Origin of the sequence: Salinicoccus kekensis (genome assembly GCF_900220995.1) — a bacterium.
Taxonomy (GTDB): Bacteria; Bacillota; Bacilli; order Staphylococcales; family Salinicoccaceae; genus Lacicoccus; species Lacicoccus kekensis.
Window position 1 is genome coordinate 98,161 of the sequence record NZ_OBQF01000003.1, and the last position, 22,798, is coordinate 120,958.

A 22,798-nucleotide genomic window follows, 5' to 3' on the forward strand; every position below is an offset into this window, starting at 1 on the left:
AGCCACTAGGGTATGACCCTAATCCAGGGTTTGTGAAAGCCCTCTGATGGCTGGGCTCTTCCTCCCCCGAGGGGGAGGAGAAACATTTACACTAGGCGCTATGTGCCGGTTGTGTATGTTGCATTGCCTGGACAAAACGCTCATGCGGTGTCCGGTATCCCAGGATTTTACGGGGATAGTCATTCATCCATCGTTGAATGCGCTGGACCTGTCGGTCACTGATTGATGAAATCGACTGGCCTTTCGGGATGAACCGGCGAATGAGCTTATGCTGGTTCTCGCTGGTCCCGCGTTCATATGAAGCGAACGGCCGGGCAAAGTAGACGTCTGTCACATGCTTCAAGGTGTCATGGAGTGCACTGAATTCAGAGCCATTATCCGATGTGATGGTCTTGAATAACGATGGCATGTGATCACCGGCGCGTTCAACGAGTCGTTCGATTGCCTCTGTGACAGGTTGAGCGTCCTTGCCTTTAATTTTCAAAAGCACTTCAAAACGGGTCTGTCGCTCCACCAATGTCAGCAGCACCGCATCATCCTTGTGTTTTGAACCGATGACGGTGTCGATTTCCCAGTGACCGAATGTCTCCCGGGATTCGACACCTTCTGGCCGTTCAGCGATGGACGGTCCCAGATCACGTTTATGTTCGCGGTCCTTGCGTGTTTTTGATTTTGTGTTGCGGCTGAGCTTCTCCGATAGATGGATGTTCTTTGTGCGCATGATCTGCCGGTCAATCCAGTTGTACAGTGTCGTCGTACATGGTATCAGTTCAGCAGGGCACACATCCCTTTGTTTCGCAGCACCAATGACGGCATCGGGCGACCAGTGGTGGTCCAGCATCTGTGTATCTGCCCAGTCGACAAATGTATTGGATCGGCTCTATTTTGGCCGCCGGCCAGAGTGAAGGCGGTGGGTTTCATAACGCGTCTGAGCGTAGTCTGGATCATAGACATGATACTCATAATCATATGTTTTTCCATTCTGTTTCTGACGGCGGATTTGTCGGACGGTTCCGCGTTTGATTTCGTTATTGATGGTCTGGGGTGCACGTCCTAAACGCGCCGCAATGTCACGGTTGGAGTAATTCTCCTGCTTTAAAATCTTAATTTGGACCCGTTCCGCTTTGGTCAGATGTTTTCCTTTGATGGATTCAGTGGTATCATGAAGTTGCGTCATGTGATTTCATTCCTTTATTGAGTGTTGTGGTTAACCTTCAATATAACATGAAATTCACATGGCGTTTTTTGTATCAGAGGTGGCTAAGTTCATTATAAAATCCACCATTTCGTCTTTATATAAATCACATCTTAAGAAAAATAAAGACCTCCCGGCAGAATGAATGAAAATAAATATTGGGTGTAATAATTCTTTTATTTTATAATTATTCCATAGATGGTATAGTGAGGGAAAGGGGGAAAGCTGCCTTTCAAAACATACGGAGGCATAAGCGGAATAATTTTGTAAGCGTTTACAAAAGGGGGAGTGGTTTTATGAAACAGCGGGTGAACCGTGCAACCGAAACAGTCTGGGCAGGGGAGAAAAATTACAGGGCACATGGCGCTTCACAGGTGCCGGTGGTCAACAGTGTCGCCTATGATTATGAAGATCTTGAACATTGGTACAAAGTATCGACTGGGGAAGCTGAAGGCCATATCTATTCGAGGAATACGAACCCGACGGTCGCCGCATTCGAGGAGAAGGTGGCGGCTCTTGAAGGTGCGGAAGCGGCGACAAGTTTTGCGACGGGCATGGCTGCAATCAGCGGCACGTTCTACACATTCTTAAAACCGGGCGACCGTGTGGTGAGCATCAAAGATTCATACGGCGGGACGAACAGGCTGTTCAGTGACTTCCTGCCGCATATGAACATCGAAGCGGTGTTGTGCGACACGGATGATCACGAAGCGCTGGAAGAAGAGATCGGGAAGGGATGCAGGCTCGTGCATCTGGAATCCCCGACGAATCCGACGGTGAAGATCATCGATATCAAAAGGATTGCCGAAGCGGCACATGAAGCGGGTGCACTCGTGGTCGTGGATAACACTTTTGCGACACCGATACTGCAGAATCCGCTTGAACTCGGGGCAGACCTCGTCATCCACAGTGCAACCAAGTTTTTGGGCGGACATGCCGATGCGCTTGGCGGCGTGCTGTGCGGAAACGCTGAGCTCGTCGGGGAAGTCTTCCATTACAGGGAGATCAACGGTGCAACACTCGATCCGCATGCGGCCTACCTGCTGCTCCGTGGCATGAAGACGCTTGACTTAAGGGTACGTAAGCAGACGGAGAATGCCGGCAGACTCGTTGAATATTTGTCGGGCCATCCGGCGGTGGAGGATTTATTCTATCCCGGACTCAAGACCCATCCCCACCATGATATTGCGGCAGAACAGATGCGGGGTTACGGGGCGATCTTCAGCTTTTCACTGAAAGGCGGACAGGATGCCGTGAGACAGGTGCTGCCAAGACTGCAGTTTGCCAACCGGGCAGCAAACCTCGGCGCGGTGGAGACGACCGTCGGCCCTGCCAACACGACAAGCCATGTGGAATCGACCGAAGCGGAACTGAAGGCACTCGGCATACCTTCGAGCCTTGTAAGGTATTCGGCGGGAATCGAGGATCATGAAGATTTGATCGCGGATATGGAGAATGCGCTGGGCATTCTGGAAAATCAATCTTATAAGAGAGAGGGGACAGGCGATGTTCTCCAGGAAAGAATATAAAACAAGGCTCAACAGGACAAAACAGGGTATGCTGCAGCATGGTGTGGAAGTGCTGGTGCTCTCGAACCCTTCAAATATGTGTTATATCACCGGTTATAACGCATGGAGTTTCTATGTCCATCAGGCGGTCATCGTCTTCATCGATGAAAAAGAACCGCTGTGGATCGGCCGGGGGATGGATGCCAAAGGTGCGGAGCTGACGACATGGATGAAGCCGGAAAACATCCTGCACTATCCGGATGATTATGTACAATCCTCCATCAAGCATCCATTCGACTTCATTGCGGAATTATTGCTCGAAAAAGGCAAGGGTGACCGTAAGATCGGTGTGGAGCTTGATGCTTTTTATTATACCGGCAAATGCCATGAACGCATGTTGATCGGCCTGCCCGAAGCGGAGCTGAAAGACACGGGCAGGCTCGTCGGCTGGGTGCGGCTGATCAAGAGTGACAAGGAGATCAGCTATATGCGGAAAGCGGCCTATATCGTGGAACAGGCGATGCAGGCAGCATATGACAGGATCGATGTCGGGGTTCGGGAGAATGATGTGGCTGCAGCAATTTATAACGCCCAGATATACGGCAGCGATACATTCGGCGGGGATTATCCATCCATCGTGCCGATGCTGCCGACAGGCGAACAGACCGGCAGCCCCCATTTGACATGGACCGATCAGCGTTATAAGAAAGGTGATCTGGTGACGATTGAAATCGCCGGGGCATATCGTCGGTATAACGTCCCGATGGCACGGACGGTATCGCTCGGAAAAGCCGAAGACCGGGTCCTGGATGTCGGCAAAGTCGTGCTTGAAGGCATCGAGGAAACGCTCGCTTTCATTAAGCCCGGCCATACAGCTGCCGAGGTGAGCAGCGTATGGACGAATGTCATTGCGAAATACGGCTATGAGAAGGAATCCAGGGTCGGCTACTCGATCGGCCTGAGCTACCCGCCCGACTGGGGCGAGCACACCATCAGTTTCCGTAAAAATGATAACTCGATACTCGAGCCGAATATGGTATTCCATTTCATGCCCGGCATGTGGTATGAAGACTTCGGCGTCTCAATCACCGAATCGATTTTGGTGACTGAGACAGGGATTGAAAGACTGACCTCATTCAACCGTGAGATTTATGAAAAAGAAGTTGAATGAAGGCCGGCTGGGCTGTGATTTTTATTCCGGGAGCGAGCAAGTCGCCTGAAATCTGATTCATGTTCGTATTAAGAGGCGTTAAAACGAGCAAGTCGGCTGAAATCTGATGTATGCTCGTATTAAGAGGCGTTAAAACGAGCAAGTCGCCTGAAAAGCGGGATATGCTCGTATTCCAATGCGAAAAAACGAGCAACTCCCCGGAAAACCCCAAGATGATCGCCAACACAAAAGGAGCAGGATTCAATACGGATCCTGCTCCTCTTCTTTTTAAGCTTTCAATACATTATCCGCTGCCTTGGCTCCGGCGACATCCTTTTCAGTCAGTTCCTTCTTCGAGAATGTCGTCCAGGTGATTGTTACGTTCGTATGGTTGATTGAAATGTCGGGATGGTGCTGTACACTTTCGGCATAGACGCCGAGTTTACTCACGAATTGGATTCCGTCGAGGTATTTATCAAATCTGTAGGTTTTCTTCAGCTTTTCACCGTCGAGTTCCCAGCCGTCCAATTTTCCGGCCTGTTCTTTTACGTCACTCATGAATCGGTCACCTCCATAGAATACTTATTCCACTTTACCTTTTGTGCCGATCAGTTAAACACGTTCAGGAAAATCAGTCGAGCCGGTCGATGACCCTGTGGTAGCCGTCGCTGCCGTAGTCGAGGCAGCGTTTCACGCGGGATACGGTCGCACTGGATGCACCGGTCTTGTCCTGGACTTTTTGGTATGTCTGGCCTTCTTTGATCATTTTGGCGACCTGGAATCTCTGCTTGAGGGCGATCAGTTCATTCGTTGTACACAGGTCGTCAAAGAAATGGTAACAGTCATCGAGGTTTTCGAGCTTTAAAATACCTTCGAACAGGTCGTCGAGCTCCTGACCTCTGATATTATCTATTTGCATAAAGGTTCCCTCCATTTAATAAAATCATTCTATCAAATTACTTTAGCGAATTAAAGCGTTAAACTATTTTTCATGGAATCCTTGCATCTTCGGATTATCTTTGTTACTATCAGATTTATTAGTTATTCTTCACTACGCTAAAGTGTTAAAGGAGATTGGATATGGAGAACACATTGATCATCAACCGCTTGAAGCTCGCACAGGATTATACAGAGCTGCTTGACCGTGAAGGTTACCACCTTGTGGATATGAATATGGTGGAACCTTTTTATATTGAAGATAAAGAGCATCACCCGTCAACGATCATTTTTGAAAGAAATGAACAGCTGATGTCGATCCGGAGCGACTGGACGCGTTCCCTTTTGAACTACAATGAAAATTTCCATCTCAGCCACCGCATGTTCGGATATTTCGGCCCGGTCGTGAGAAGCTATGAAACTTTTTATCAGGCCGGGGTTGAACTGTACGGTCCGGAGGAGCCGGAGATTTTAAAGAGCATCGATATGCATCTGTCATTCTTCAAAAATAAAACGCCCGACAATTTCAGGGCCGTCGTCGTGAACAATGACAAACTCCTTGACCTTTATGTTGAGAAATACGACCTGGACCTCTCCATAAAAGACCTGATCTATGAGAAGAATATATCCGAGATCAGAAAAAAGCTGGGTGAGGATCACCCGCTCACGGTGCTGATGACGGCAAAAGTGAGTGATCAGATCGATATCATCAACGATGAATTCCAAAACAGTGAGGAACTTGATTTCATCAATCATTTGAGGAGTCATCTCGCGGAATACAATATGAAATTCATCCTCGATCTTTCGTTCCGCTCACCGCAGTCCTACTACAACGGTTTTTATTTTCAGGTGTTTTTGAACCATGATTATCCGTTGATCAGCGGCGGCGAATACAACAGCAGTGCATTCGGCATCGCTGTGAATCTTTCGAATGGAGGTTTGTTATGATTACTGTAGCGTTGACCAAAGGCAGGTTATATAAAGATTTCACGGCGTATCTGGAAGATAATGATTTACAGCAGTACATCGAACCATTGTCGGAAGATACCCGCTCACTCTACACGATCGTCGATAATGTGAAGTTCATCTTCGCAAAAGGGCCCGACGTGCCGACCTACGTTGAAAGCGGCGTGGCGGATATCGGCATAGTGGGCTCTGATATCATAGAAGAGGACACTTTCAATATACTGAACGTCTCCCAGCTTCCTTTCGGAGACTGCCATTTCTCCGTGGCCGGCCTCCCCGATCAGGGGGAGCTCAGGACAATCGCCACGAAGTATACGAATGTCGCCTCGAAATATTTCCGGGAAAAGAAGATGGATGTCTCACTCGTACATCTCAACGGTTCCGTCGAGCTGGCACCGCTGCTCGGGCTGACCGACGGCATCGTCGACATCGTCCAGACAGGGAACACGTTGAAGGATAACGGCCTGATTGAGTATGAGAAGATCCTCGAGATCCATGCACGCCTGATCGCCAATAAAAGGACCTTCTATACGAAAGAAGACGAAATTTATAAATTTTTAACGGAAATCGGGGTGTTCTGATGGATGCTTTGGAATTCAGGAAAGTGTTTGAAGAGAAATATGTCCAGGATCAGAGTTTTGAGGGTATGGCCGACGTCATCAAAATCATAGAAGATGTGAAGCGGAATAAAGACCAGGCGCTGAAAGACTACACGGAACGGTTTGATGGCATCGCTCTGAATGACTTCAAAGTGTCCGCCGAAAACCTTAAGAAAAGTTTCGAGTCGCTGCCGGATGAAGAGAAGCAGGCACTTGAATTGATCAAAAAGCGGATTGAAGACTACCAGGCGACGATAAAATATTCCGATCAGGACGACGGGGAATTCAAATACGTCTACCATCCGATCGAGAAAGTCGGGGTCTATGTGCCCGGCGGCCGGGCGCTCTACCCTTCAAGCGTCCTGATGACGGTCGTGCCGGCACTTGCAGCAGGGGTGGATGAAATCCATGTGGTGACACCGACGTTTGAAGACAACAACATCACTTTTGCAGCCCTTTACTTATGCGGTGTGGAAAACGTCTACACGGTCGGCGGTGCACAGGCCGTCGCCGCCCTCGCCTACGGCACCGAGACGATACCGAAGGTCGATAAAATCGTCGGGCCGGGCAACTATTATGTGGCGCTTGCCAAAAGGCTGCTCTTCGGACAGACCGGCATCGATATGATTGCCGGACCGAGCGAGATCCTCCTCTATGTCGATGAAGAGGTGGATGTCGATTCAATCGTCTACGACATCTTTGCACAGGCGGAGCATGATGCGAACGCGCGCACTTTCCTGCTCAGCGAAGACGCCGGAATCATCGACCGTATTGAAAGCAGGATCACTGAAATGATGGATGCGCAGCCACGTGCAGAAATCATCAGGGCGTCCGTTGAAAACAACCATTTTGCGGTTGTGGATTCAAGGGAGGCACTGATCGACCTCGTCAATTACATCGCACCGGAGCATGTTTCCGTGCAGCATAAGGATTCCGGCATGATCATCCGGAACATCAAATACGCAGGGGCGGTTTTTGAAGGTCCCCATTCACCTGAAGCGATCGGAGATTATGCGGCAGGACCTTCACACGTCCTCCCGACGGACCGCACAGGACGTTTCAGCCACGGGTTGAACGTCAACGATTTCCTGACGAGCCATGCGGTGATTTCGCTTGAGAAGGAGACGTTCGGTGAAATCGCAGGACCTGCGATGACCGTGGCGAAACGGGAAGCACTTGATGCACATTATCAGTCATTGAAAATAAGAACGGAGTGATTTCATGATCATCATGGACAGGAATACGAGTCCAATTTCACCATTGTCGGAAGCAGCGATGATGGAGGTAATATCCAACACAAAAATTAATGAGTATCCAAGTGCGGAGATCGACCGCTTCAAACAGTTGTATGCGGACCATTACAATATAAGCCCGGACACTATCGAAGTCGCGAACGGCTCGGATGAGTGGATCCAGAAGGCGATCATGACCCTCGGAAAGAACGGCGTCATGACCGTCGCCCCGGATTTTGTGATGTATAAGGAATACGCAGAACAGATCGATGCAAAGTTCACTACGGTGCCATGCGATGCGGATTACCGTTTTGATTTTGATGAGGTCGTCCACAGGATAGATGAGGAGAAGCCTTCCTTATTCCTGATATCCATGCCGCACAATCCGACAGGCCAGCTCTTTACATATGAGGCGCTTGAAAAGCTGTCGGCGGCGATGAAGCGCGCAGGCGGCTATCTCATCATCGATGAAGCGTATGCAGAGTTCGGTCCGGATTTTGATAAGCCGCAGGGTGAGCACGTCCTGATCATCCGGACTTTGAGCAAGATGTACGGTGTGGCAGGCCTCCGGGTCGGCATCGTGATTGCGGAAGGGGAAACCTTCAGGAAAGTGACGCGCATCAACCACCCCTACCCCGTCAATTCACTGTCACTGAATATGGCATCCAAAATCTTTGAAGATAAAGCGCAGCTTGCCGATTTCATCAATTATCAGAAGAAATCGAAGGAAATGCTCGAAGCGGCCTTCAATAAAGTCAGCGGTATAGTAAATGTCGTGGAATCCTATACGAACTTCGTCTTCACATACGGGGAGAATGCAGTGGCGCTCGGCAGCCACCTGATGGAGAACGGCTACAGATGCAGGATGTACAACGATGAATCACTGAAGGACGTCGTCAGATATTCCATCATCAAACATGAAGACTACGACCGTCTGAATGAATTAATTACAGAATGGAGCAAACAACATGTATGAAAAAGAACGGAACACAAAAGAAACAAAAGTAAAAGTCGTATTGGATGATGAGAGATCCTTCAAGGAATCCAAAATTTCAACAAAAGTCGGTTTCTTCGATCATATGCTGACCCTGCTCTCTTTCCATTCCGAGTTGTATTTCCAGATTGAAGCGGATGGTGACATCGAAGTGGACGACCACCATACCGTCGAAGATGTCGGCATCATCATCGGCCAGCTGATCAGGGAGCTCTATGTCGATAAAGCTTCTTACCAGAGATACGGCACGACGTATATACCGATGGATGAATCACTGGCACGCGTCGTCCTTGATTTATCCGGCCGGCCGCATATGAATTTCCAGGCAGAGTTTTCACGGGAAACAGTCGGCGGTTTTGATACGGAGCTCGTGATGGAATTCTTCAATGCCGTCAGCATGAACAGCCGCATGACACTTCATGTAGACCTGCTTAAAGGCGGCAATACGCACCATGAAATCGAGGCGATATTCAAAGCTTTCGCCCGCAGTTTGAAAGCGGCACTGCAGGAAAGTGCTTCAGGCGTCCCTTCTTCAAAGGGTGTCATTGAATGATAGGCATCGTCGATTATTCCCTGGGAAATATCCAAAACATCAAAAATGCCCTGGAAAAATTCGATGAAGATTATATATTATCCAGCAGGAAAGAAGATCTCATGTCCTGCGATACAATCATCCTGCCCGGCGTCGGCCACTTCGGTGAAGCGATGAAGACGATCGAAAGGCTCGGCATCAAGGAAGATCTGATCACACTTGCACGGGAGAAGCCCATGATCGGCATCTGCCTCGGCATGCAGCTGCTGTTTGAACACAGCACAGAAGGTGACGCGGGAGGGCTCGGACTTTTGAGAGGCACCGTGGAGCGGATCGATGCGGGCCATCCCGTGCCGCACCTAGGCTGGAACACTTTGGACAGTAAATCCGCCCCGCTCGATCAAAAAGATGTTTATTTCATACACAGCTTCATGGTCACCGGATCGCCGGACATCATCGCAACAGCTGAATACGGCATCGACATACCGGCCGTGGCACAGCACGGCAGCATCATCGGCATCCAGTTCCACCCCGAGAAATCGGGCGAGGCGGGTCTCGATATATTAAGAACGGCAATCAAAGGAGGATTTCTATGAACATTATCCCGGCAGTGGATATTATAGACGGTCAGAACGTGCGCCTCACCCAGGGCGACTATGAACAGAAGACGGCGATGAAGCGGACACCGGAAGAAGCGGTGCAGTTTTATTCGACTTTTGAACAGGTTGCAAGGATCCATATCGTGGATCTGATGGGCGCATTGAAGCAGAATGCGCTGGAGACCACAATCATCAAAAAGCTGAAAAGCCTGACCGACCGGCCGCTGCAGATCGGCGGCGGCTTAAGGAACATGGAAACTATCGAAATTTATGATGAAATCGGCATCGACTACTTCATACTCGGTACACGGGCGATCATGGATAACGAATGGCTGAAGGACGTCGTCGACCGTTATCCAGACAGGGTCTTCGTCGGAGTGGATGCGAAGGAAAATGATATATACGTCAATGGCTGGACCGAGAACAGCAACATCACGATTGATGACTACCTTGAACAGGTGGAGGACCTCGCGCTTGCAGGCATCATCTATACGGACATCAACAAGGACGGCATGAACCAGGGGCCGAACTTTGAAAATACGAAGAGGATCAATGACCTGACAAGGCATACCGTCATCGCAAGCGGCGGCGTCCGTGATAAGGCGGACCTCGAAAGACTAGAATCCGTGGGCATTGAAAATGCGATCGTCGGAAAAGCGAGCCATAACGATGCGTTCTGGGAGGGGATCAAATGATTAAGAAAAGGATCATACCGTGCCTCGATGTAAAAGACGGGCGCGTCGTCAAAGGTGTGAACTTCGTGGGCCTCCGGGATGTCGGCAGCCCGGTCGAACTCGCCAAACGCTACAATGCCGAAAATGCGGATGAGCTGGTGTTCCTTGATATATCGAAGACACAGGACGGACATGACCTCATGCTCGATGTGATACGTGAAACCGCAAAGGAACTGTTCATACCGCTGACCATCGGCGGCGGCATCAAAAGCGTCAATGATATACGCCAGCTTCTGAACGCCGGTGCGGACAAAGTCAGCATCAACTCGGCGGCGATCAACAACCCCGACCTCATCAGGGAAGCGGCGGACACCTTCGGCAGCCAGTGCATCTGTGTTGCGATCGACGTGAAATACGACGAAGCGCGCGGGGATTACTATGTCCACACGCACGGCGGCAGTAAAAGTACGGACATCAAAGCTTTCGACTGGGTGAAGCGGACGGCGGACCTCGGCGCCGGGGAACTGCTGATCACAAGCATGGACCATGACGGTGTAAAAGAAGGGTTCGATATCAAATTCTTGAAAGAAGCAGTCGGACTCGTCGACATCCCGATCATCGCAAGCGGCGGCGCGGGGAATATCAACCATTTCGTTGAACTCTTCAAGGAAACGGATATTTCCGCAGGACTTGCCGCATCCATTTTCCACAACCAGGAAGTCGGCATCAACGACCTTAAAGAGACGCTTGACCAGGAAGGAATCGAGGTGAGATTGTCATGAGACCCGATTTCGATAAGGGAGGCGGCCTGCTTTCCGTCATACTCCAGGACTGGCGGACCGGGCAGGTGCTGATGAACGGCTTCATGAATGAAGAAGCCTATGAGAAGACTGTTGAAGAGAAAGTCGTGTGGTTCTACTCCAGAAGCAAAGGACGCTTATGGAAAAAAGGAGAAACGAGTGGACATATCCAAGTGGTGAAGGACATGGCCCTCGACTGCGATGACGATGCACTGCTCATCCAGGTCGAACCCCATGGACCGACATGCCACCTGGGTACACAGAGCTGCTTCGGCGACGACCATTTCACACTGCAGAGCCTTGAAAAAATCGTTGAAAATAAAATCCAGCATCCTGAGGAAGGCTCATACACCAAATATCTGACCGATGAAGGACTGGATAAGATACTCAAAAAATGCGGTGAGGAAATGACGGAGATCGTCATCGGTGCAAAAAATGATGATAAAAAAGAGATCATCGATGAAACGAGTGACCTGATGTACCACCTCTTCGTCATGCTTCAGCACCAGGGTGTGTCTTTAAAGGAAGTCGAAGACAACCTGAAAGAGCGTCATGGAGAGATCCTGTCATATAAAGTGCGGGAAGATATAGAAGAATGGTGAAAAATAAGCAGCCGGGCAATTTTGCCCGGCTGCTCTTTCAAATATATTTAAATCAATTTAGCTCTCAAAGATCACACATCAACTGAGATTATTTTTCAGCTCAGGATTTTTAGCAAGGCTCACCTTTTGTATGAGATAAACGCTTACTAATATTACCAGGCCGGCCAAATCAGTCACAAAGTTTGGATGGACCATACATAGTGACCCCGCAATCAATAAAATCCTTTCGAATATGGTGACCTTTTTCAATAACCAGCCTTCAGTAGCTGCACCAATACCCATGATGCCGATGACTGCTGTAATTACAGCAAGTATTATGTCGACTGTACCCCCGATCAGTAATAACTCAGGACCATAGATGAACATGTAAGGCACGATGAATGCAGCAATCCCCAGCCGAATCGCAGTTAAGCCTGTTTTCATGGGCTCCGAGCCGGCAATCCCAGCTGCTGCAAATGCTGCCAATGCAACCGGTGGTGTAATATTCGAGATGATCGCAAAATAGAATATGAATAAATGAGCTGCTATCGGTTCTACTCCCAGTTCAATCAATGCTGGAATCGTCAATGGAACCTGAACGATATATGCTGCGACAGTAGGTAAGCCCATTCCCAAAATGATTGAGACGACCATCGTAAGAAGTAAAGTCACCAACAGGCTGCCACCTGCGATATCAAGGATGATCCCACTGAATTTCAATCCGATGCCTGTCAAGCCGATTATACCAATGATAACACCGGCTGCAGCACAGGCGACGGCCGTCTCCAAAGATGCCCTGGCCCCTAAATCGAGCGCCTGCACGAATTGCTTAAATGAAAACCTTGTTGCACCTTTCAACATTGCAATGACTATGGTGGCCAATATGGCGAATAAACCTGCCCTCATTGGAGAGAAGCCGGAGACCAGCATATAAATGATGACAAAGAGGGGTACAAAGAAAAGGAATCCCATTTTCAATACAGCCCAAAGGTTAGGGAGTTCTTCTTTTTTCAGCCCTTTCAAATTATTGCGTTTGGCCCTTAAGTCAACTTGCACATAGAGACATATATAATAAAGTAAAGCAGGAATTATTGCGGCATAAACTATTTCGATATAAGGTATGCCGAGATATGAAGCAATGATGAAAGCAGCTGCACCCATTATAGGCGGAACGATTTGTCCACCGGTGGAAGCCACAGCTTCAACGCCCCCTGCAAAATCTTTTTTATAACCTGTTTTTTTCATCAAAGGGATGGTGAATGCACCTGTAGTGACTGTATTGGCAACTGCACTACCTGAAATTGTGCCTAATATCGAGCTTCCAATAATTGCTGTTTTAGCAGGTCCGCCGCGATATTTCCCCATTGCAGCTAGAGATAAGTTTATAAAAAATTGACCCGCCCCGGAAATTTCAAGAAACTTACCAAATAAAATAAATAAGAAGATAAAAGTGGCCGATACACCGAGTGGTGTACTGAATACCCCTGTGGTGGTGTAGAACAAATGATCCATGATCCACATCAGATTGAATTCCCTATGCGAAAGGGCACCTGGCAGCAAGTGGCCGTAAAAACCATACAGCAGAAAAGCAATCATTATAATAACTAAAGCATTCCCGACTACACGTCTTGTGGCCTCGAGAACAAGAACAAGACTGATAACACCTACAATGAGCTCCCAGGTGGTCAGGGGCATAACATAGGAAAATCTCGATGATATCTCAGTTCCGTTTAAGCTGTAATAGGAGAAAGAGATAACAACCAATATCATAGCAAGTATGTCGTACCAGGGGATTCTGGATTGCTGTATCTTTTTTGACGGCTTATATATGGCAAATGATAACAATAAGGCAAAGCCCAGGTGGGTCCCCCTTTGAATGATTGACTCAAAGACTCCAAACATTGCTGTATAGAGATGAAAGACAGACATGGCCACAGCAATGATGGTGACAATACTTCCAATTAGTCCTCTTAAATCCCTGTTTTTTTCATTCAACAGTCCTTCTTCTTCTTCACCGAGCTTTTGCTGTTGTTCCAATTCAGCAAGTTTTTCAGCATCACTTTTAGTCATAGTGGAACCTCCTTAATATTAATGAGAACACAATAATTCAATTATTGTGTTCTCATAAAAGTGTTAGTTTAATTCTAAGCCTTGTTCTTCATAATATCTTTTTGCACCGGGATGAAATTCACTTGTTGCATTTTCCACTGAGAATTCTTCGTCAAGATCATCCAATACTGATGATAAGGTGGCGTACTTCTCTTTGTTTTCAAATATCATTTTTGTTATTTCGTAAGCTGCATCTTCATCAACATGTTCTTCACTTGCCATCAGGACAGTGTATGCTGCTATTGTCGGAACATCTTCTTCGATGTTCGGATAAACATCCTGGCTGATGGAGTAATCGAGGTAACCAGGGTTTGACTCCATCAGGCTTTCGACAACTTCCTCATCTACAGGAATCAGTCTCACACCCAATGTCGTATCCAATTCCTGTACCGTGGACACAGGTGCGGCCAACAGGCTCACAATAGCATCAATATGATTGTCCCTGAGCAGATCTCCCGCTTCAGAAGTACCAGTATATTCTATTCCACCCAAATCATCATAGCTCATGCCATATCCGTCAAGTACTTCCTGGAATGTAATTTCTGCACTGTAACCGCTAATTCCAGGGCTGACCGTTTTACCAGCCAGATCTTCGACACTATGGATGTCTGAGTCTTCTCTCACTACGATATGTAAACTGTTGGGATATAAAGTGGCAAGTAAGCTGACATCTTCAACAGGGTGCGGGAAATCTCCGGCGCCTTCATAAGCTTCCGTTACGTTTGGAGCATTGGCGAAACCGATTACATATGTTCCTTCATCCATACCCATCATATTGGAAATGGATCCACCTTCTACTATTGTAGTTGAAGATTCTGGAAATACTGTCTGCAAATCTTCACTCATTGCGCCGGATAAGGTGTTCCAAAAACCGCCTACAGTTGCTGAAGCAAAACCAATGTCAGCCGGCATCTCTGCACTTTCAGCGGCGCTGCTCTCACTTTCAATACCTGTATCTTCACCTGTTTCTGCCTCTGCCTCGCTTGAAGCATCACCAGCTTCTTCTTCGTTATTTCCATTACATGCGCCTAATACCAGAACGAAAGCTAAAGTAAATATCAACAATAAATGTTTCTTCATAATTAGTCCCTCCTTGTACGTTAATCGTACATAGTTATTTTATACGTACATCATGTGCTTTATAATACTTTATATATGAAAGCGTTGTCAAGAACTTTTTTGAAAATTCAAACCGTCAGGTGGTATTGACGATGTTATTCTTAAGGAAATAAAAATAACGAGTGGAAATCTTTGAGATTTCCACTCGTTACAGACAGTCTGTTTAAATACTCCTATCCTATCCCCTGCTCTTTTTCTCTCTTCCTTATATCTATGAAGATTTTTGTTTCAGCAGCAACGACACCTGACAAGGCAATCAGCCCGATCAAGTTCGGCACTGCCATCAGTGCGTTGAAGATATCGCCAAGGTTCCATACGGTTTCAAGAGACATCGTTGCACCTGGAATGATTGCAAGTACGAAGATGACCCTGTATACCATTGTAAGTCTGGAACCGACAAGGTAGGTGAAACATTTTTCCCCGAAGTATCCCCATCCGAGGATTGTCGAGAAGATGAATGTCAGCAAAGTGATGGCGACTACATAGTTACCTAAGCCAGGCAGGAACAGTTCAAATGACTGTGCGGTCAATGCTGCACCTTCCGTGCCTGAAGTATACATATCAGCCATAACAAGCGTGATACCTGTAATCGAACACACGATGATGGTATCGATAAAGACCTGTGTCATTGAAATCAGTGCCTGGCGTGCAGGAACGTCGGTTCTCGCAGCAGCTGCCGCGATACCGCCTGTTCCAAGACCAGCTTCGTTTGAGAAAAGACCGCGCGCGACACCCATACGTATGACGGTGCCGAGTGCCCCGCCGGCGACAGCGTTGCCTGTAAAGGCATCTGTGAAGATCAGTCCGACTGCCGCAGGAATGAGATCCAGATTCAAAACCATGATGGCAAGACCAGCCACCAGATAGAAGACGATCATGAATGGTACGAGTACACCGGCTGTCCGGCCGATGCTCCTGATGCCGCCCAGCAGTACAAGTCCGATAAGGGCTGCCATGATTACACCTGTAAGCCATGTCGGCACATTGAATACATCAAGCGCAACACCCGAGGCGGCATTTGCCTGAATCATATTACCAATGCCAAAAATTGCTGCGAATACTGCGAAGAATGCAAAGAGTACACCAAGCCATTTCTGTCCGAGACCGTGTTCCAGATAGTACATCGGTCCGCCGGACATCTCCCCTTTCGAGTTCACCTGTCTGTATTTGACACCAAGTATACCTTCAGCATACTTGGTTGCCATACCGACCAGTGCCGTCATCCACATCCAGAATACTGCACCCGGTCCGCCGATAACCACCGCGGTGGCCACACCGACCACGTTCCCCGTACCGACGGTTGCAGCAAGCGCCGTCATAACCGCCTGGAAATGTGAAATATCTCCTTCACTTTTGTCATCCTGCTTTGTAAACAGCATCTTCAAAGAATGCGGCAGCATGCGGAAAGAGAAAAAAGAAAGCCTGATGGTCAAAAATAAACCTGTACCCACTAAAAAGATGATCAGTGGGAGTCCCCAGACAAAACCGCTGAGCTCGGCCGTAATATCTGCAAACCACTCTCCCATAATATAATACCTCCCCTTTATTATGTATCTACTCAAAAATATATTACCGATAAAATAATGTCAATATTATGAAAACAATAAAAACAGATCCATTAGTGTATTAAGATACTATTTGTAAATTAGTTTCATGAATAAATCTAAAGAATTTTCATGGCGAGTTGGAGAAACTTTACACCGTCTAATTCATATGAATCAGTTTGATACATAAATTTCATATTCGAGACATATCAAATAAAGAGTAAATTTTCATTATAAAAATTTTCAAATAATTCATTGACAACGCTTTCACAAGAGAATATACTGGAATTGTGTTCGAATAACATATCTTAGTACGAATATCGTACAAGGAGGTGCTTGAAGTGGATAACATCTTCATCGATAAGGTCGATACTTATATTGTGGATCTTCCGGTGATCAGGCCGCACCAGCTCGCGATGACGACGATCACGACACAGGCGATTGTAATTGCGATCATCAAGGATAAGTCGGGCAGGACCGGCGTATCGGAGGTCGCAACGATCGGGGGCGCTTCGTATGGCGACAGTACTGTTGAAGCCATCAAGGCGAATGTGGATAAGTACATCACGCCTCATCTGATTGATCAGACCCCCATCCAGTTCAATAAAATCATGACGACGGTGGCAAAGCATGTGCGGGGCAATCTTTTTGCGAAGTCACTCGTTGAGACGGCATTGATTGATTTAGCTGCCAAACAGCGTGAAATCCCGGCCTATAAACTCTTCGGCGGTAAAATCCATGACTCACTCCCGCTCGCCTGGACCCTGGCAAGTGGAGATACAGGCCAGGATATCGAAGAGGCGAAGGAGATGCTGCATGCTAAAAGGCATAATATTTTCAAGTTGAAGATCGGTCATGGCGATCCTGATGCGAATGTCAGACATGTGGGTGAAATCATCAAAGCTGTCGGGGACGAGTCCAGGGTTACTGTGGACATCAACCAGGCCTGGGATGAATATACCGCCCTTAAGCAGATCAGGGCGCTGGAAGAGATGGGTGTCTCAATGATCGAGCAGCCGCTGCCGACATGGAATTATGAAGGCATGAAAAGACTCACTGAGAGGTTTGGTGTTTCCATACTGGCGGATGAAGCAGCGACGTCTTTACATGATACATATCGAATCATCAAAGAAAGAGCAGGAGACGCAGTCGCGTTGAAGCCGGCGAAACACGGCGGCATCCTTGAAACAAAGAAGATTGCCGGTATTGCCGAGGCGGCGGGATTCGGACTCTACGGGGGAACCATGATTGAATCGACTGTGGGCAACGCCATTGCTGCAAGCGTGTACTCAACGATATCCGAATTCAAGTTCGGAACAGAAATCTTCGGTCCGCTTCTATATAAGGACAAGCTGACTCTGGAAGATATCAAAGTGGAAAACTTCGAGATACAAATACCGGATGATATCGGTTTTGGAAACACATTGGATTACGAGAAGCTGGAACATTATAAGAGACGATGATCAATAATAACTGACCGCATTGCGGCAGATATATAAAAATTTTAAATGGAGTGTGGAATATGACTGTAAACCATCAATTACCGACAACTAAAAATGAGCGTGTTGAAGAGGTGTTCGATCTTTTCATCAAGCATATGCAGGAATTTTTCGAAGAAGCGAAATTGAACCATGAGGAATATACGAACTTCGTAAACTGGGCCGATCGTCTGGGCCGATCAGGAGAACTCCCATTATATGCGGATGTATTTTTGGAGACACATGTACTGCAGGCGATGTACACCGAACTTCCGGGCACCCAGCCTTCCCTGCTTGGACCGTATTATGTCGAAAATGCACCGTTCCTTGAGCCGGATGAAAACGGCGTTGTTGAACTGACGCAGCGTGAAGATGAAGAAGGAGAATTATTCTATTTCAGTGGTACTGTGAAGAACGTCGACGGCGAAATCCTGAAGAACGCTGAAGTCGATTTCTGGCAGAACGATGCATCAGCCAAATACTCGAACTTCGACTCAGATGCACCGGACTTCAACCTGCGTGGACGCTTCATCACGGACGACGAAGGAAGATTCACGGTGAAGACGTTCATTCCTGTGCCATATTCCATTCCAGACCAGGGACCGACGGGCGAATTCCTCGGTTACATGGACCAGCATCCGATGAGGCCTGCGCATCTTCATATCATGTTCAAATCGGAAGGTCATGAGACTTTGATCACCCAGGTATTCTTCGAAGGTGATGAGTGGATGGAAACAGACGTCGCACAAGGTGTGCGCGATGAACTCATTACAGACCCTGTGGACAAAGGCGACTATAAAGAATCACATCTGGAATTCGTACTTCGCAAAGAAAATTGATTAAAACCCGGGCATGGAGACATGCCCGTTTCATATTTGAACCAATCATTGGAGGAATGAATCGTGAGGGAATTACCGGAACCAAAATTATCATTGCTGGGCCATATGGAGTTATCCGTAGCAAAACCGCACCTGCCGAAGAAGACACCGGTCGGCAACCGGAGGATCATACAGGTGACCGGAGGTAAGTTCGAAGGTAAATATTTCAACGCTGAAGTCCTTCCCGGCGGGGATGACTGGATCACGGTGCGTGAAGACGGCACAATCATCCAGGATGTACGGATCACACTGGAGACGGATGATGGGGAAATCATCCTGATGACATACAGAGGAATCAGGACCGGCGACCGTTCCGTGCTGAACCGGCTCGACCAGGGAGAAGAGGTCGACCCGGATGAATACTACTTCAGGACGAACCCTGTGTTTGAAACCGGAAGCGAGAAATATCACTGGCTGAATAACAGAATATTCGTCTCGAACGGCATCCGTATGCCGGAAGGCGTCAGTTATTCCATTTATACAGTCGAATAGGAGTGGGAAATCATGAAGCAGATCTCCATTGGGGATAAATCAATGAATATCAATATGACAGAACATCCGGAGAGCGATGTTCTATTGATCTTTATACATGGTCTGACCGGCAATTATCTGCAGATGCACCATTTTCAAAACCATTTTAAAGATAAATACAATACGCTTAGCTATGATTTGAGCGGCCGCGGTGACAGTACGAAGCAGAAGGATCCCACGGATATCAGCCAGCACAGTGAGGATCTTTTGGAGATGATGGAGTCGCTCGGTTATGACAATGTCATACTGGCAGGCTATTCCATGGGCGGATACATTGCCATAGATGTCGCAGGCCGGAGTTCGAAAGTCAAAAAGGTCGTCCTCCTGGACGGCGGCGGTGAAGCGGATGAAAACACGAGCGGACTTGTACTGCCGTCACTGGGGAGACTTGAGAAAACATTTGAATCCAGGGATGAATATTTGGAGATGATGAAACATTCATACGGTGCAATGGGGGTTGAATGGAGCGAAGTCATGGACCGGGTGATCGACCATGAAATCACGCAGGCAGAAGGCAAAGTGACCCATAAGTCCGATTACGGCCTGACCAAGCAGGATTTTGAAAGCTTTTATGACTTCCCTTATGAGGAGGCATACAAAAAAGTCCAGGTGCCTGCATACCTCATTATATGCACCGGCCCGATCAAAGATGATACGGCGCTGTTCAGCAGGGAAGGCTATGATAAGATGCTTGCAACCATTAAAGATATAGATTCAACGGTGAAACATATCAATCATTACGAAATAGTGTTCAACAAACAGGAAGATTTGAACGAGAAAATAGAAAAATTTTTAGATGAGGAGTAAATGAAGATGAAATCGAAAATCACTGATATAAAATCTGCTCTTCAACCGGTCAAGGATGGCGACACACTGATGGTCGGCGGGTTCGGTCTGATCGGTGCACCTCTATCTTTGATAGATGAACTGACAAAGATCGATGTCAAAGAACTGACAGTCGTGAGTAATAACGTCGGCGAAGCAGGAAAGGGCCTCGGTATATTACTGGACCAGGGTAAATTGAAAAAAGCGGTCGGTTCCTATTTTACAAGTAACAGGGAAGTCGCCAAATGGTACAACGCGGGGAAACTGGAACTCCAGCTGCTGCCGCAGGGTACACTTGGTGAAGCGATACGGGCAGGCGGTGCAGGCATCGGCGGCTTCTTCACGAAGACGAGTGTCGGCACCGATCTCGCCGAGGGCAAGGAGACCAAAGACATCGACGGTGAGGAATATGTATTCGAAAAAGCTTTAAAATCCGATGTTTCCTTAGTGCGTGCACATAAGGCGGACAAGCTCGGCAACCTCGTATATTACAAGACCGCCAGGAATTTCAATCCGATGATGGCGACTGCCGGGAAGTATGTAGTGGCGGAAGTGGATGAGATTGTTGAAGTTGGCGAATTGAATCCGGAAGAGATTGCGACCCAGCACATATATGTCGATAAAATCGTATTGGCAGAGCAAATTTTGACCAAGGAAGGTGTGGTTCAGAAATGAGTGTAAAAGATATGATAGCAGAGCGTGCCGCCGAAGCGCTTGATGAGTATTCGGTGATCAACCTCGGCATCGGCATCCCTACCCTCGTTGCAAATTACCTGGATAAGGAAAAGTACTACCTGCATACAGAGAACGGCCTGCTTGGCGTCACTTCTGTAGCAGAGGAAGACATCGATCCGAATATCGTCAATGCCGGCAAACAGCCGGTCGGTGAAGCGGTGGGTGCAAGTTATTTCCACAGTGCCGACTCTTTTGGGATGATCCGCGGTGCCCATGTCGACGTTGCGATACTCGGTGTGCTTCAGGTGGATGAATCAGGGCGTGTTGCGAACTGGGCGATCCCTGGCAAGGACATCATCGGTGTCGGCGGCGCGATGGATCTGCTCGTCGGGGCGAAAAAGGTCATCATCACAACGAACCATACTGCAAAGGACGGCTCCCCGAAATTCTTAAAAGAGTGCACCTTCCCGATCACTTCGACAAGGCCGGTGGATATGATCATCACAGACCTTGCAGTTTTTGAAAGGAAAGGCGATGGATTCGAACTGATCGAATTGATGGGCGAGACAACATTGGAAGAGGTCGCAGAAAAAACAGAAGCGGATTATACAGTGTCGGAAGCACTGAAGAGGAGTGTCGGACAATGACGGAAGTTGTAATAGTGGATGCAGTGAGAACACCGATAGGAAGGTACAAAGGTGCACTGAAGTCGGTGAGGCCCGATGATCTGGGCGCCATCGTCATAAAAGCGCTCGTTGAAAGGAACCCGGGCCTCGATGTCAATCAAATCGACGAAGTGATATTCGGTAATGCGAACGGCGCTGGTGAAGAGAACAGGAACGTTGCACGCATGTCGGCGCTGATCGCCGACCTCCCCGAGAGCGTGTCGGGAACGACAGTGAACAGGTTGTGCGGATCAAGTCTTGATGCTGTTTCGATGGCGGCCCGGTCGATCATCACAGGCGAGATCGATATCGCAATTGCGGGCGGGACTGAAAGCATGTCAAGGGCACCTTTCGTCATGCTGAAGCCTGAGAAGGAATTCCCCAGGGGCAATATGGAGCTCGTCGATACGACGATAGGATGGAGGTTTCCAAATCCGAAGATAGAAAGTGAACATGGTATTGATTCCATGCCGCAGACTGCTGAAAACGTCGCAAAAAGATACGGCATAACAAGGGAAGAGCAGGATGAGTTCGCCTATGAAAGCCAGCAGCGTGCCAAAGCTGCTGTGGAAGCGGACCGTTTCAGGGAACAGATGGTGCCTGTAACGATCACCGACCGTAAAGGGAATGAAACGATCGTTGACAAGGATGAGCATCCAAGACCTGAAACGACGCTCGAAAAACTCTCACAGCTGCGTTCCATCTTCCCCGACGGCACAGTGACTGCAGGCAACGCATCCGGTGTGAATGACGGCGCCAGTGCACTTCTTGTCATGAGCAGGGAAAAGGCGGAGGAGATGGGACTTACACCATTGGTCAAATATACATTCTCTGCAACGGCAGGGGTGGAACCTGCAGTGATGGGGCTCGGTCCCATCGATTCGACTAAAAAGCTGCTCGAAAAGACGGGGCGCACGATTTCTGACATCGGACTTGTCGAACTGAATGAAGCATTCGCGTCCCAGTCCATCGAGTGCATCAACCAGCTCGGCATCGACAGGGAAATAGTGAACGTCAACGGCGGGGCCATCAGCTTCGGGCACCCGCTCGGTGCAAGCGGTGCCCGAATACTGACCGATCTGATATATGAAATGAAGCAGAGAGGCACAAAAACGGGTCTTGCGACAATGTGCATCGGTGTCGGCCAGGGTATTTCATTGATGGTGGATAATATAGAGTAAATTAAAAAAGCTGATCGGGTTTCCGAT

23 protein-coding genes and 1 pseudogene are annotated in these 22,798 nt (G+C 48.1%); 18 read left to right on the forward strand and 6 right to left on the reverse strand.

Annotation, left to right across the window (positions count from 1 at the left end; genetic code table 11):
* Positions 1-91: 91 nt before the first annotated feature.
* Positions 92-1,177: pseudogene (locus CRN96_RS07005) on the reverse strand (IS30 family transposase).
* Positions 1,178-1,491: 314 nt separating this feature from the next.
* On the opposite strand from CRN96_RS07005, the gene CRN96_RS07010 reads away from it, so the two are divergent.
* Together CRN96_RS07010 and CRN96_RS07015 are read left to right on the forward strand one after the other, a co-directional pair.
* Positions 1,492-2,724: a cystathionine gamma-synthase family protein gene (locus CRN96_RS07010; RefSeq protein ID WP_097040555.1), complete on the forward strand. Its 1,233-nt coding sequence runs from the start codon at positions 1,492-1,494 to the stop codon at positions 2,722-2,724.
* Positions 2,702-3,874, forward strand: a complete 1,173-nt coding sequence (locus CRN96_RS07015; protein WP_097040557.1) for a M24 family metallopeptidase — start codon at positions 2,702-2,704, stop codon at positions 3,872-3,874. Before CRN96_RS07010 ends, CRN96_RS07015 begins: the two co-directional genes overlap by 23 nt.
* A gap of 267 nt (positions 3,875-4,141) precedes the next feature.
* Here CRN96_RS07015 and CRN96_RS07020 read toward each other — a convergent pair whose 3' ends face one another.
* Both CRN96_RS07020 and CRN96_RS07025 read right to left on the reverse strand, forming a co-directional pair.
* On the reverse strand, positions 4,142-4,411 hold the full coding sequence (locus CRN96_RS07020; protein WP_097040559.1) for a 4a-hydroxytetrahydrobiopterin dehydratase: 270 nt from the start codon (positions 4,409-4,411) through the stop codon (positions 4,142-4,144).
* 73 nt (positions 4,412-4,484) lie between these two features.
* Complete coding sequence (locus CRN96_RS07025) at positions 4,485-4,772, reverse strand: YerC/YecD family TrpR-related protein (protein WP_097040560.1); 288 nt, start codon at positions 4,770-4,772, stop codon at positions 4,485-4,487.
* A 161-nt stretch (positions 4,773-4,933) separates the two neighbouring features.
* Here CRN96_RS07025 and CRN96_RS07030 point away from each other — a divergent pair, with 161 nt between their 5' ends.
* Genes CRN96_RS07030 through hisIE form a run of 9 tightly spaced genes read left to right on the forward strand, consistent with a single transcriptional unit; the run spans position 4,934 to position 11,787 of the window.
* Entirely contained in the window at positions 4,934-5,737 is an 804-nt protein-coding gene (locus CRN96_RS07030) for an ATP phosphoribosyltransferase regulatory subunit (RefSeq protein ID WP_097040562.1), read from the forward strand.
* Entirely contained in the window at positions 5,734-6,336 is a 603-nt protein-coding gene (hisG, locus tag CRN96_RS07035) for an ATP phosphoribosyltransferase (RefSeq protein ID WP_097040564.1), read from the forward strand. The genes CRN96_RS07030 and hisG overlap by 4 nt, the downstream gene beginning before the upstream one ends.
* Positions 6,336-7,571: a histidinol dehydrogenase gene (gene hisD / locus CRN96_RS07040; protein WP_097040565.1), complete on the forward strand. Its 1,236-nt coding sequence runs from the start codon at positions 6,336-6,338 to the stop codon at positions 7,569-7,571. The genes hisG and hisD overlap by 1 nt, the downstream gene beginning before the upstream one ends.
* 4 nt (positions 7,572-7,575) lie before the next feature.
* Positions 7,576-8,562 carry a pyridoxal phosphate-dependent aminotransferase gene (locus tag CRN96_RS07045; RefSeq protein WP_097040567.1) on the forward strand — a complete coding sequence of 329 codons (987 nt, stop codon included), beginning with the start codon at positions 7,576-7,578 and terminating at the stop codon, positions 8,560-8,562.
* Positions 8,555-9,133 (forward strand): imidazoleglycerol-phosphate dehydratase HisB, encoded by a 579-nt coding sequence (gene hisB / locus CRN96_RS07050; RefSeq protein ID WP_097040569.1) that lies wholly within the window; start codon positions 8,555-8,557, stop codon positions 9,131-9,133. The genes CRN96_RS07045 and hisB overlap by 8 nt, the downstream gene beginning before the upstream one ends.
* Entirely contained in the window at positions 9,130-9,708 is a 579-nt protein-coding gene (gene hisH, locus CRN96_RS07055; protein WP_097040571.1) for an imidazole glycerol phosphate synthase subunit HisH, read from the forward strand. The genes hisB and hisH overlap by 4 nt, the downstream gene beginning before the upstream one ends.
* Complete coding sequence (gene hisA, locus CRN96_RS07060) at positions 9,705-10,406, forward strand: 1-(5-phosphoribosyl)-5-[(5-phosphoribosylamino)methylideneamino]imidazole-4-carboxamide isomerase (protein ID WP_097040573.1); 702 nt, start codon at positions 9,705-9,707, stop codon at positions 10,404-10,406. The genes hisH and hisA overlap by 4 nt, the downstream gene beginning before the upstream one ends.
* On the forward strand, positions 10,403-11,167 hold the full coding sequence (gene hisF / locus CRN96_RS07065; RefSeq protein WP_097040575.1) for an imidazole glycerol phosphate synthase subunit HisF: 765 nt from the start codon (positions 10,403-10,405) through the stop codon (positions 11,165-11,167). Before hisA ends, hisF begins: the two co-directional genes overlap by 4 nt.
* The gene (gene hisIE / locus CRN96_RS07070) at positions 11,164-11,787 is read left to right on the forward strand and encodes a bifunctional phosphoribosyl-AMP cyclohydrolase/phosphoribosyl-ATP diphosphatase HisIE (protein WP_179647145.1); all 624 of its coding nucleotides are present in this window, start codon (positions 11,164-11,166) and stop codon (positions 11,785-11,787) included. Before hisF ends, hisIE begins: the two co-directional genes overlap by 4 nt.
* A gap of 78 nt (positions 11,788-11,865) precedes the next feature.
* On the opposite strand, the gene CRN96_RS07075 is transcribed toward hisIE, so the two are convergent.
* The 3 genes from CRN96_RS07075 to CRN96_RS07085 form a co-directional block, all read right to left on the reverse strand.
* The gene (locus CRN96_RS07075; RefSeq protein ID WP_097040579.1) at positions 11,866-13,836 is read right to left on the reverse strand and encodes a TRAP transporter permease; all 1,971 of its coding nucleotides are present in this window, start codon (positions 13,834-13,836) and stop codon (positions 11,866-11,868) included.
* A 63-nt stretch (positions 13,837-13,899) separates the two neighbouring features.
* Positions 13,900-14,955 carry a TAXI family TRAP transporter solute-binding subunit gene (locus CRN96_RS07080; RefSeq protein ID WP_097040581.1) on the reverse strand — a complete coding sequence of 352 codons (1,056 nt, stop codon included), beginning with the start codon at positions 14,953-14,955 and terminating at the stop codon, positions 13,900-13,902.
* A gap of 212 nt (positions 14,956-15,167) precedes the next feature.
* Complete coding sequence (locus CRN96_RS07085) at positions 15,168-16,520, reverse strand: alanine/glycine:cation symporter family protein (protein ID WP_097040583.1); 1,353 nt, start codon at positions 16,518-16,520, stop codon at positions 15,168-15,170.
* Positions 16,521-16,879: 359 nt separating this feature from the next.
* On the opposite strand from CRN96_RS07085, the gene CRN96_RS07090 reads away from it, so the two are divergent.
* From CRN96_RS07090 to CRN96_RS07120, 7 genes are all read left to right on the forward strand, one after another.
* A complete protein-coding gene (locus CRN96_RS07090; protein ID WP_245844581.1) occupies positions 16,880-18,001 on the forward strand; it encodes a muconate/chloromuconate family cycloisomerase in 1,122 nt (373 codons plus the stop codon).
* A gap of 59 nt (positions 18,002-18,060) precedes the next feature.
* Entirely contained in the window at positions 18,061-18,855 is a 795-nt protein-coding gene (locus CRN96_RS07095; RefSeq protein ID WP_097040585.1) for a dioxygenase family protein, read from the forward strand.
* A gap of 63 nt (positions 18,856-18,918) precedes the next feature.
* Positions 18,919-19,386: a DUF3237 domain-containing protein gene (locus CRN96_RS07100; protein WP_097040587.1), complete on the forward strand. Its 468-nt coding sequence runs from the start codon at positions 18,919-18,921 to the stop codon at positions 19,384-19,386.
* Between the two features lie 54 nt (positions 19,387-19,440).
* Positions 19,441-20,232 carry an alpha/beta fold hydrolase gene (locus tag CRN96_RS07105; protein ID WP_179647146.1) on the forward strand — a complete coding sequence of 264 codons (792 nt, stop codon included), beginning with the start codon at positions 19,441-19,443 and terminating at the stop codon, positions 20,230-20,232.
* 6 nt (positions 20,233-20,238) lie between these two features.
* Positions 20,239-20,925: a CoA transferase subunit A gene (locus tag CRN96_RS07110; RefSeq protein WP_097041033.1), complete on the forward strand. Its 687-nt coding sequence runs from the start codon at positions 20,239-20,241 to the stop codon at positions 20,923-20,925.
* Positions 20,922-21,572 carry a 3-oxoacid CoA-transferase subunit B gene (locus CRN96_RS07115; protein ID WP_097040592.1) on the forward strand — a complete coding sequence of 217 codons (651 nt, stop codon included), beginning with the start codon at positions 20,922-20,924 and terminating at the stop codon, positions 21,570-21,572. The genes CRN96_RS07110 and CRN96_RS07115 overlap by 4 nt, the downstream gene beginning before the upstream one ends.
* Entirely contained in the window at positions 21,569-22,771 is a 1,203-nt protein-coding gene (locus tag CRN96_RS07120; RefSeq protein WP_097040595.1) for a thiolase family protein, read from the forward strand. The genes CRN96_RS07115 and CRN96_RS07120 overlap by 4 nt, the downstream gene beginning before the upstream one ends.
* Positions 22,772-22,798 lie beyond the last annotated feature (27 nt).

Excerpts from the sequence above, each read along its gene's own strand:
- CRN96_RS07075 (WP_097040579.1), bottom strand. The coding sequence starts at position 13,836 with ATGACTAAAAGTGATGCTGAAAAACTTGCTGAATTGGAACAACAGCAA.
- hisH (WP_097040571.1), top strand. The coding sequence starts at position 9,130 with ATGATAGGCATCGTCGATTATTCCCTGGGAAATATCCAAAACATCAAA.
- CRN96_RS07115 (WP_097040592.1), top strand. The coding sequence starts at position 20,922 with ATGAGTGTAAAAGATATGATAGCAGAGCGTGCCGCCGAAGCGCTTGAT.
- CRN96_RS07120 (WP_097040595.1), top strand. The coding sequence starts at position 21,569 with ATGACGGAAGTTGTAATAGTGGATGCAGTGAGAACACCGATAGGAAGG.
- CRN96_RS07105 (WP_179647146.1), top strand. The coding sequence starts at position 19,441 with ATGACAGAACATCCGGAGAGCGATGTTCTATTGATCTTTATACATGGT.
- CRN96_RS07010 (WP_097040555.1), top strand. The coding sequence starts at position 1,492 with ATGAAACAGCGGGTGAACCGTGCAACCGAAACAGTCTGGGCAGGGGAG.
- hisIE (WP_179647145.1), top strand. The coding sequence starts at position 11,164 with ATGAGACCCGATTTCGATAAGGGAGGCGGCCTGCTTTCCGTCATACTC.
- CRN96_RS07015 (WP_097040557.1), top strand. The coding sequence starts at position 2,702 with ATGTTCTCCAGGAAAGAATATAAAACAAGGCTCAACAGGACAAAACAG.
- CRN96_RS07045 (WP_097040567.1), top strand. The coding sequence starts at position 7,576 with ATGATCATCATGGACAGGAATACGAGTCCAATTTCACCATTGTCGGAA.
- CRN96_RS07095 (WP_097040585.1), top strand. The coding sequence starts at position 18,061 with ATGACTGTAAACCATCAATTACCGACAACTAAAAATGAGCGTGTTGAA.
- CRN96_RS07030 (WP_097040562.1), top strand. The coding sequence starts at position 4,934 with ATGGAGAACACATTGATCATCAACCGCTTGAAGCTCGCACAGGATTAT.
- CRN96_RS07085 (WP_097040583.1), bottom strand. The coding sequence starts at position 16,520 with ATGGGAGAGTGGTTTGCAGATATTACGGCCGAGCTCAGCGGTTTTGTC.
- hisD (WP_097040565.1), top strand. The coding sequence starts at position 6,336 with ATGGATGCTTTGGAATTCAGGAAAGTGTTTGAAGAGAAATATGTCCAG.
- CRN96_RS07025 (WP_097040560.1), bottom strand. The coding sequence starts at position 4,772 with ATGCAAATAGATAATATCAGAGGTCAGGAGCTCGACGACCTGTTCGAA.
- CRN96_RS07080 (WP_097040581.1), bottom strand. The coding sequence starts at position 14,955 with ATGAAGAAACATTTATTGTTGATATTTACTTTAGCTTTCGTTCTGGTA.
- hisA (WP_097040573.1), top strand. The coding sequence starts at position 9,705 with ATGAACATTATCCCGGCAGTGGATATTATAGACGGTCAGAACGTGCGC.
- hisG (WP_097040564.1), top strand. The coding sequence starts at position 5,734 with ATGATTACTGTAGCGTTGACCAAAGGCAGGTTATATAAAGATTTCACG.
- CRN96_RS07110 (WP_097041033.1), top strand. The coding sequence starts at position 20,239 with ATGAAATCGAAAATCACTGATATAAAATCTGCTCTTCAACCGGTCAAG.
- CRN96_RS07020 (WP_097040559.1), bottom strand. The coding sequence starts at position 4,411 with ATGAGTGACGTAAAAGAACAGGCCGGAAAATTGGACGGCTGGGAACTC.
- hisF (WP_097040575.1), top strand. The coding sequence starts at position 10,403 with ATGATTAAGAAAAGGATCATACCGTGCCTCGATGTAAAAGACGGGCGC.
- hisB (WP_097040569.1), top strand. The coding sequence starts at position 8,555 with ATGTATGAAAAAGAACGGAACACAAAAGAAACAAAAGTAAAAGTCGTA.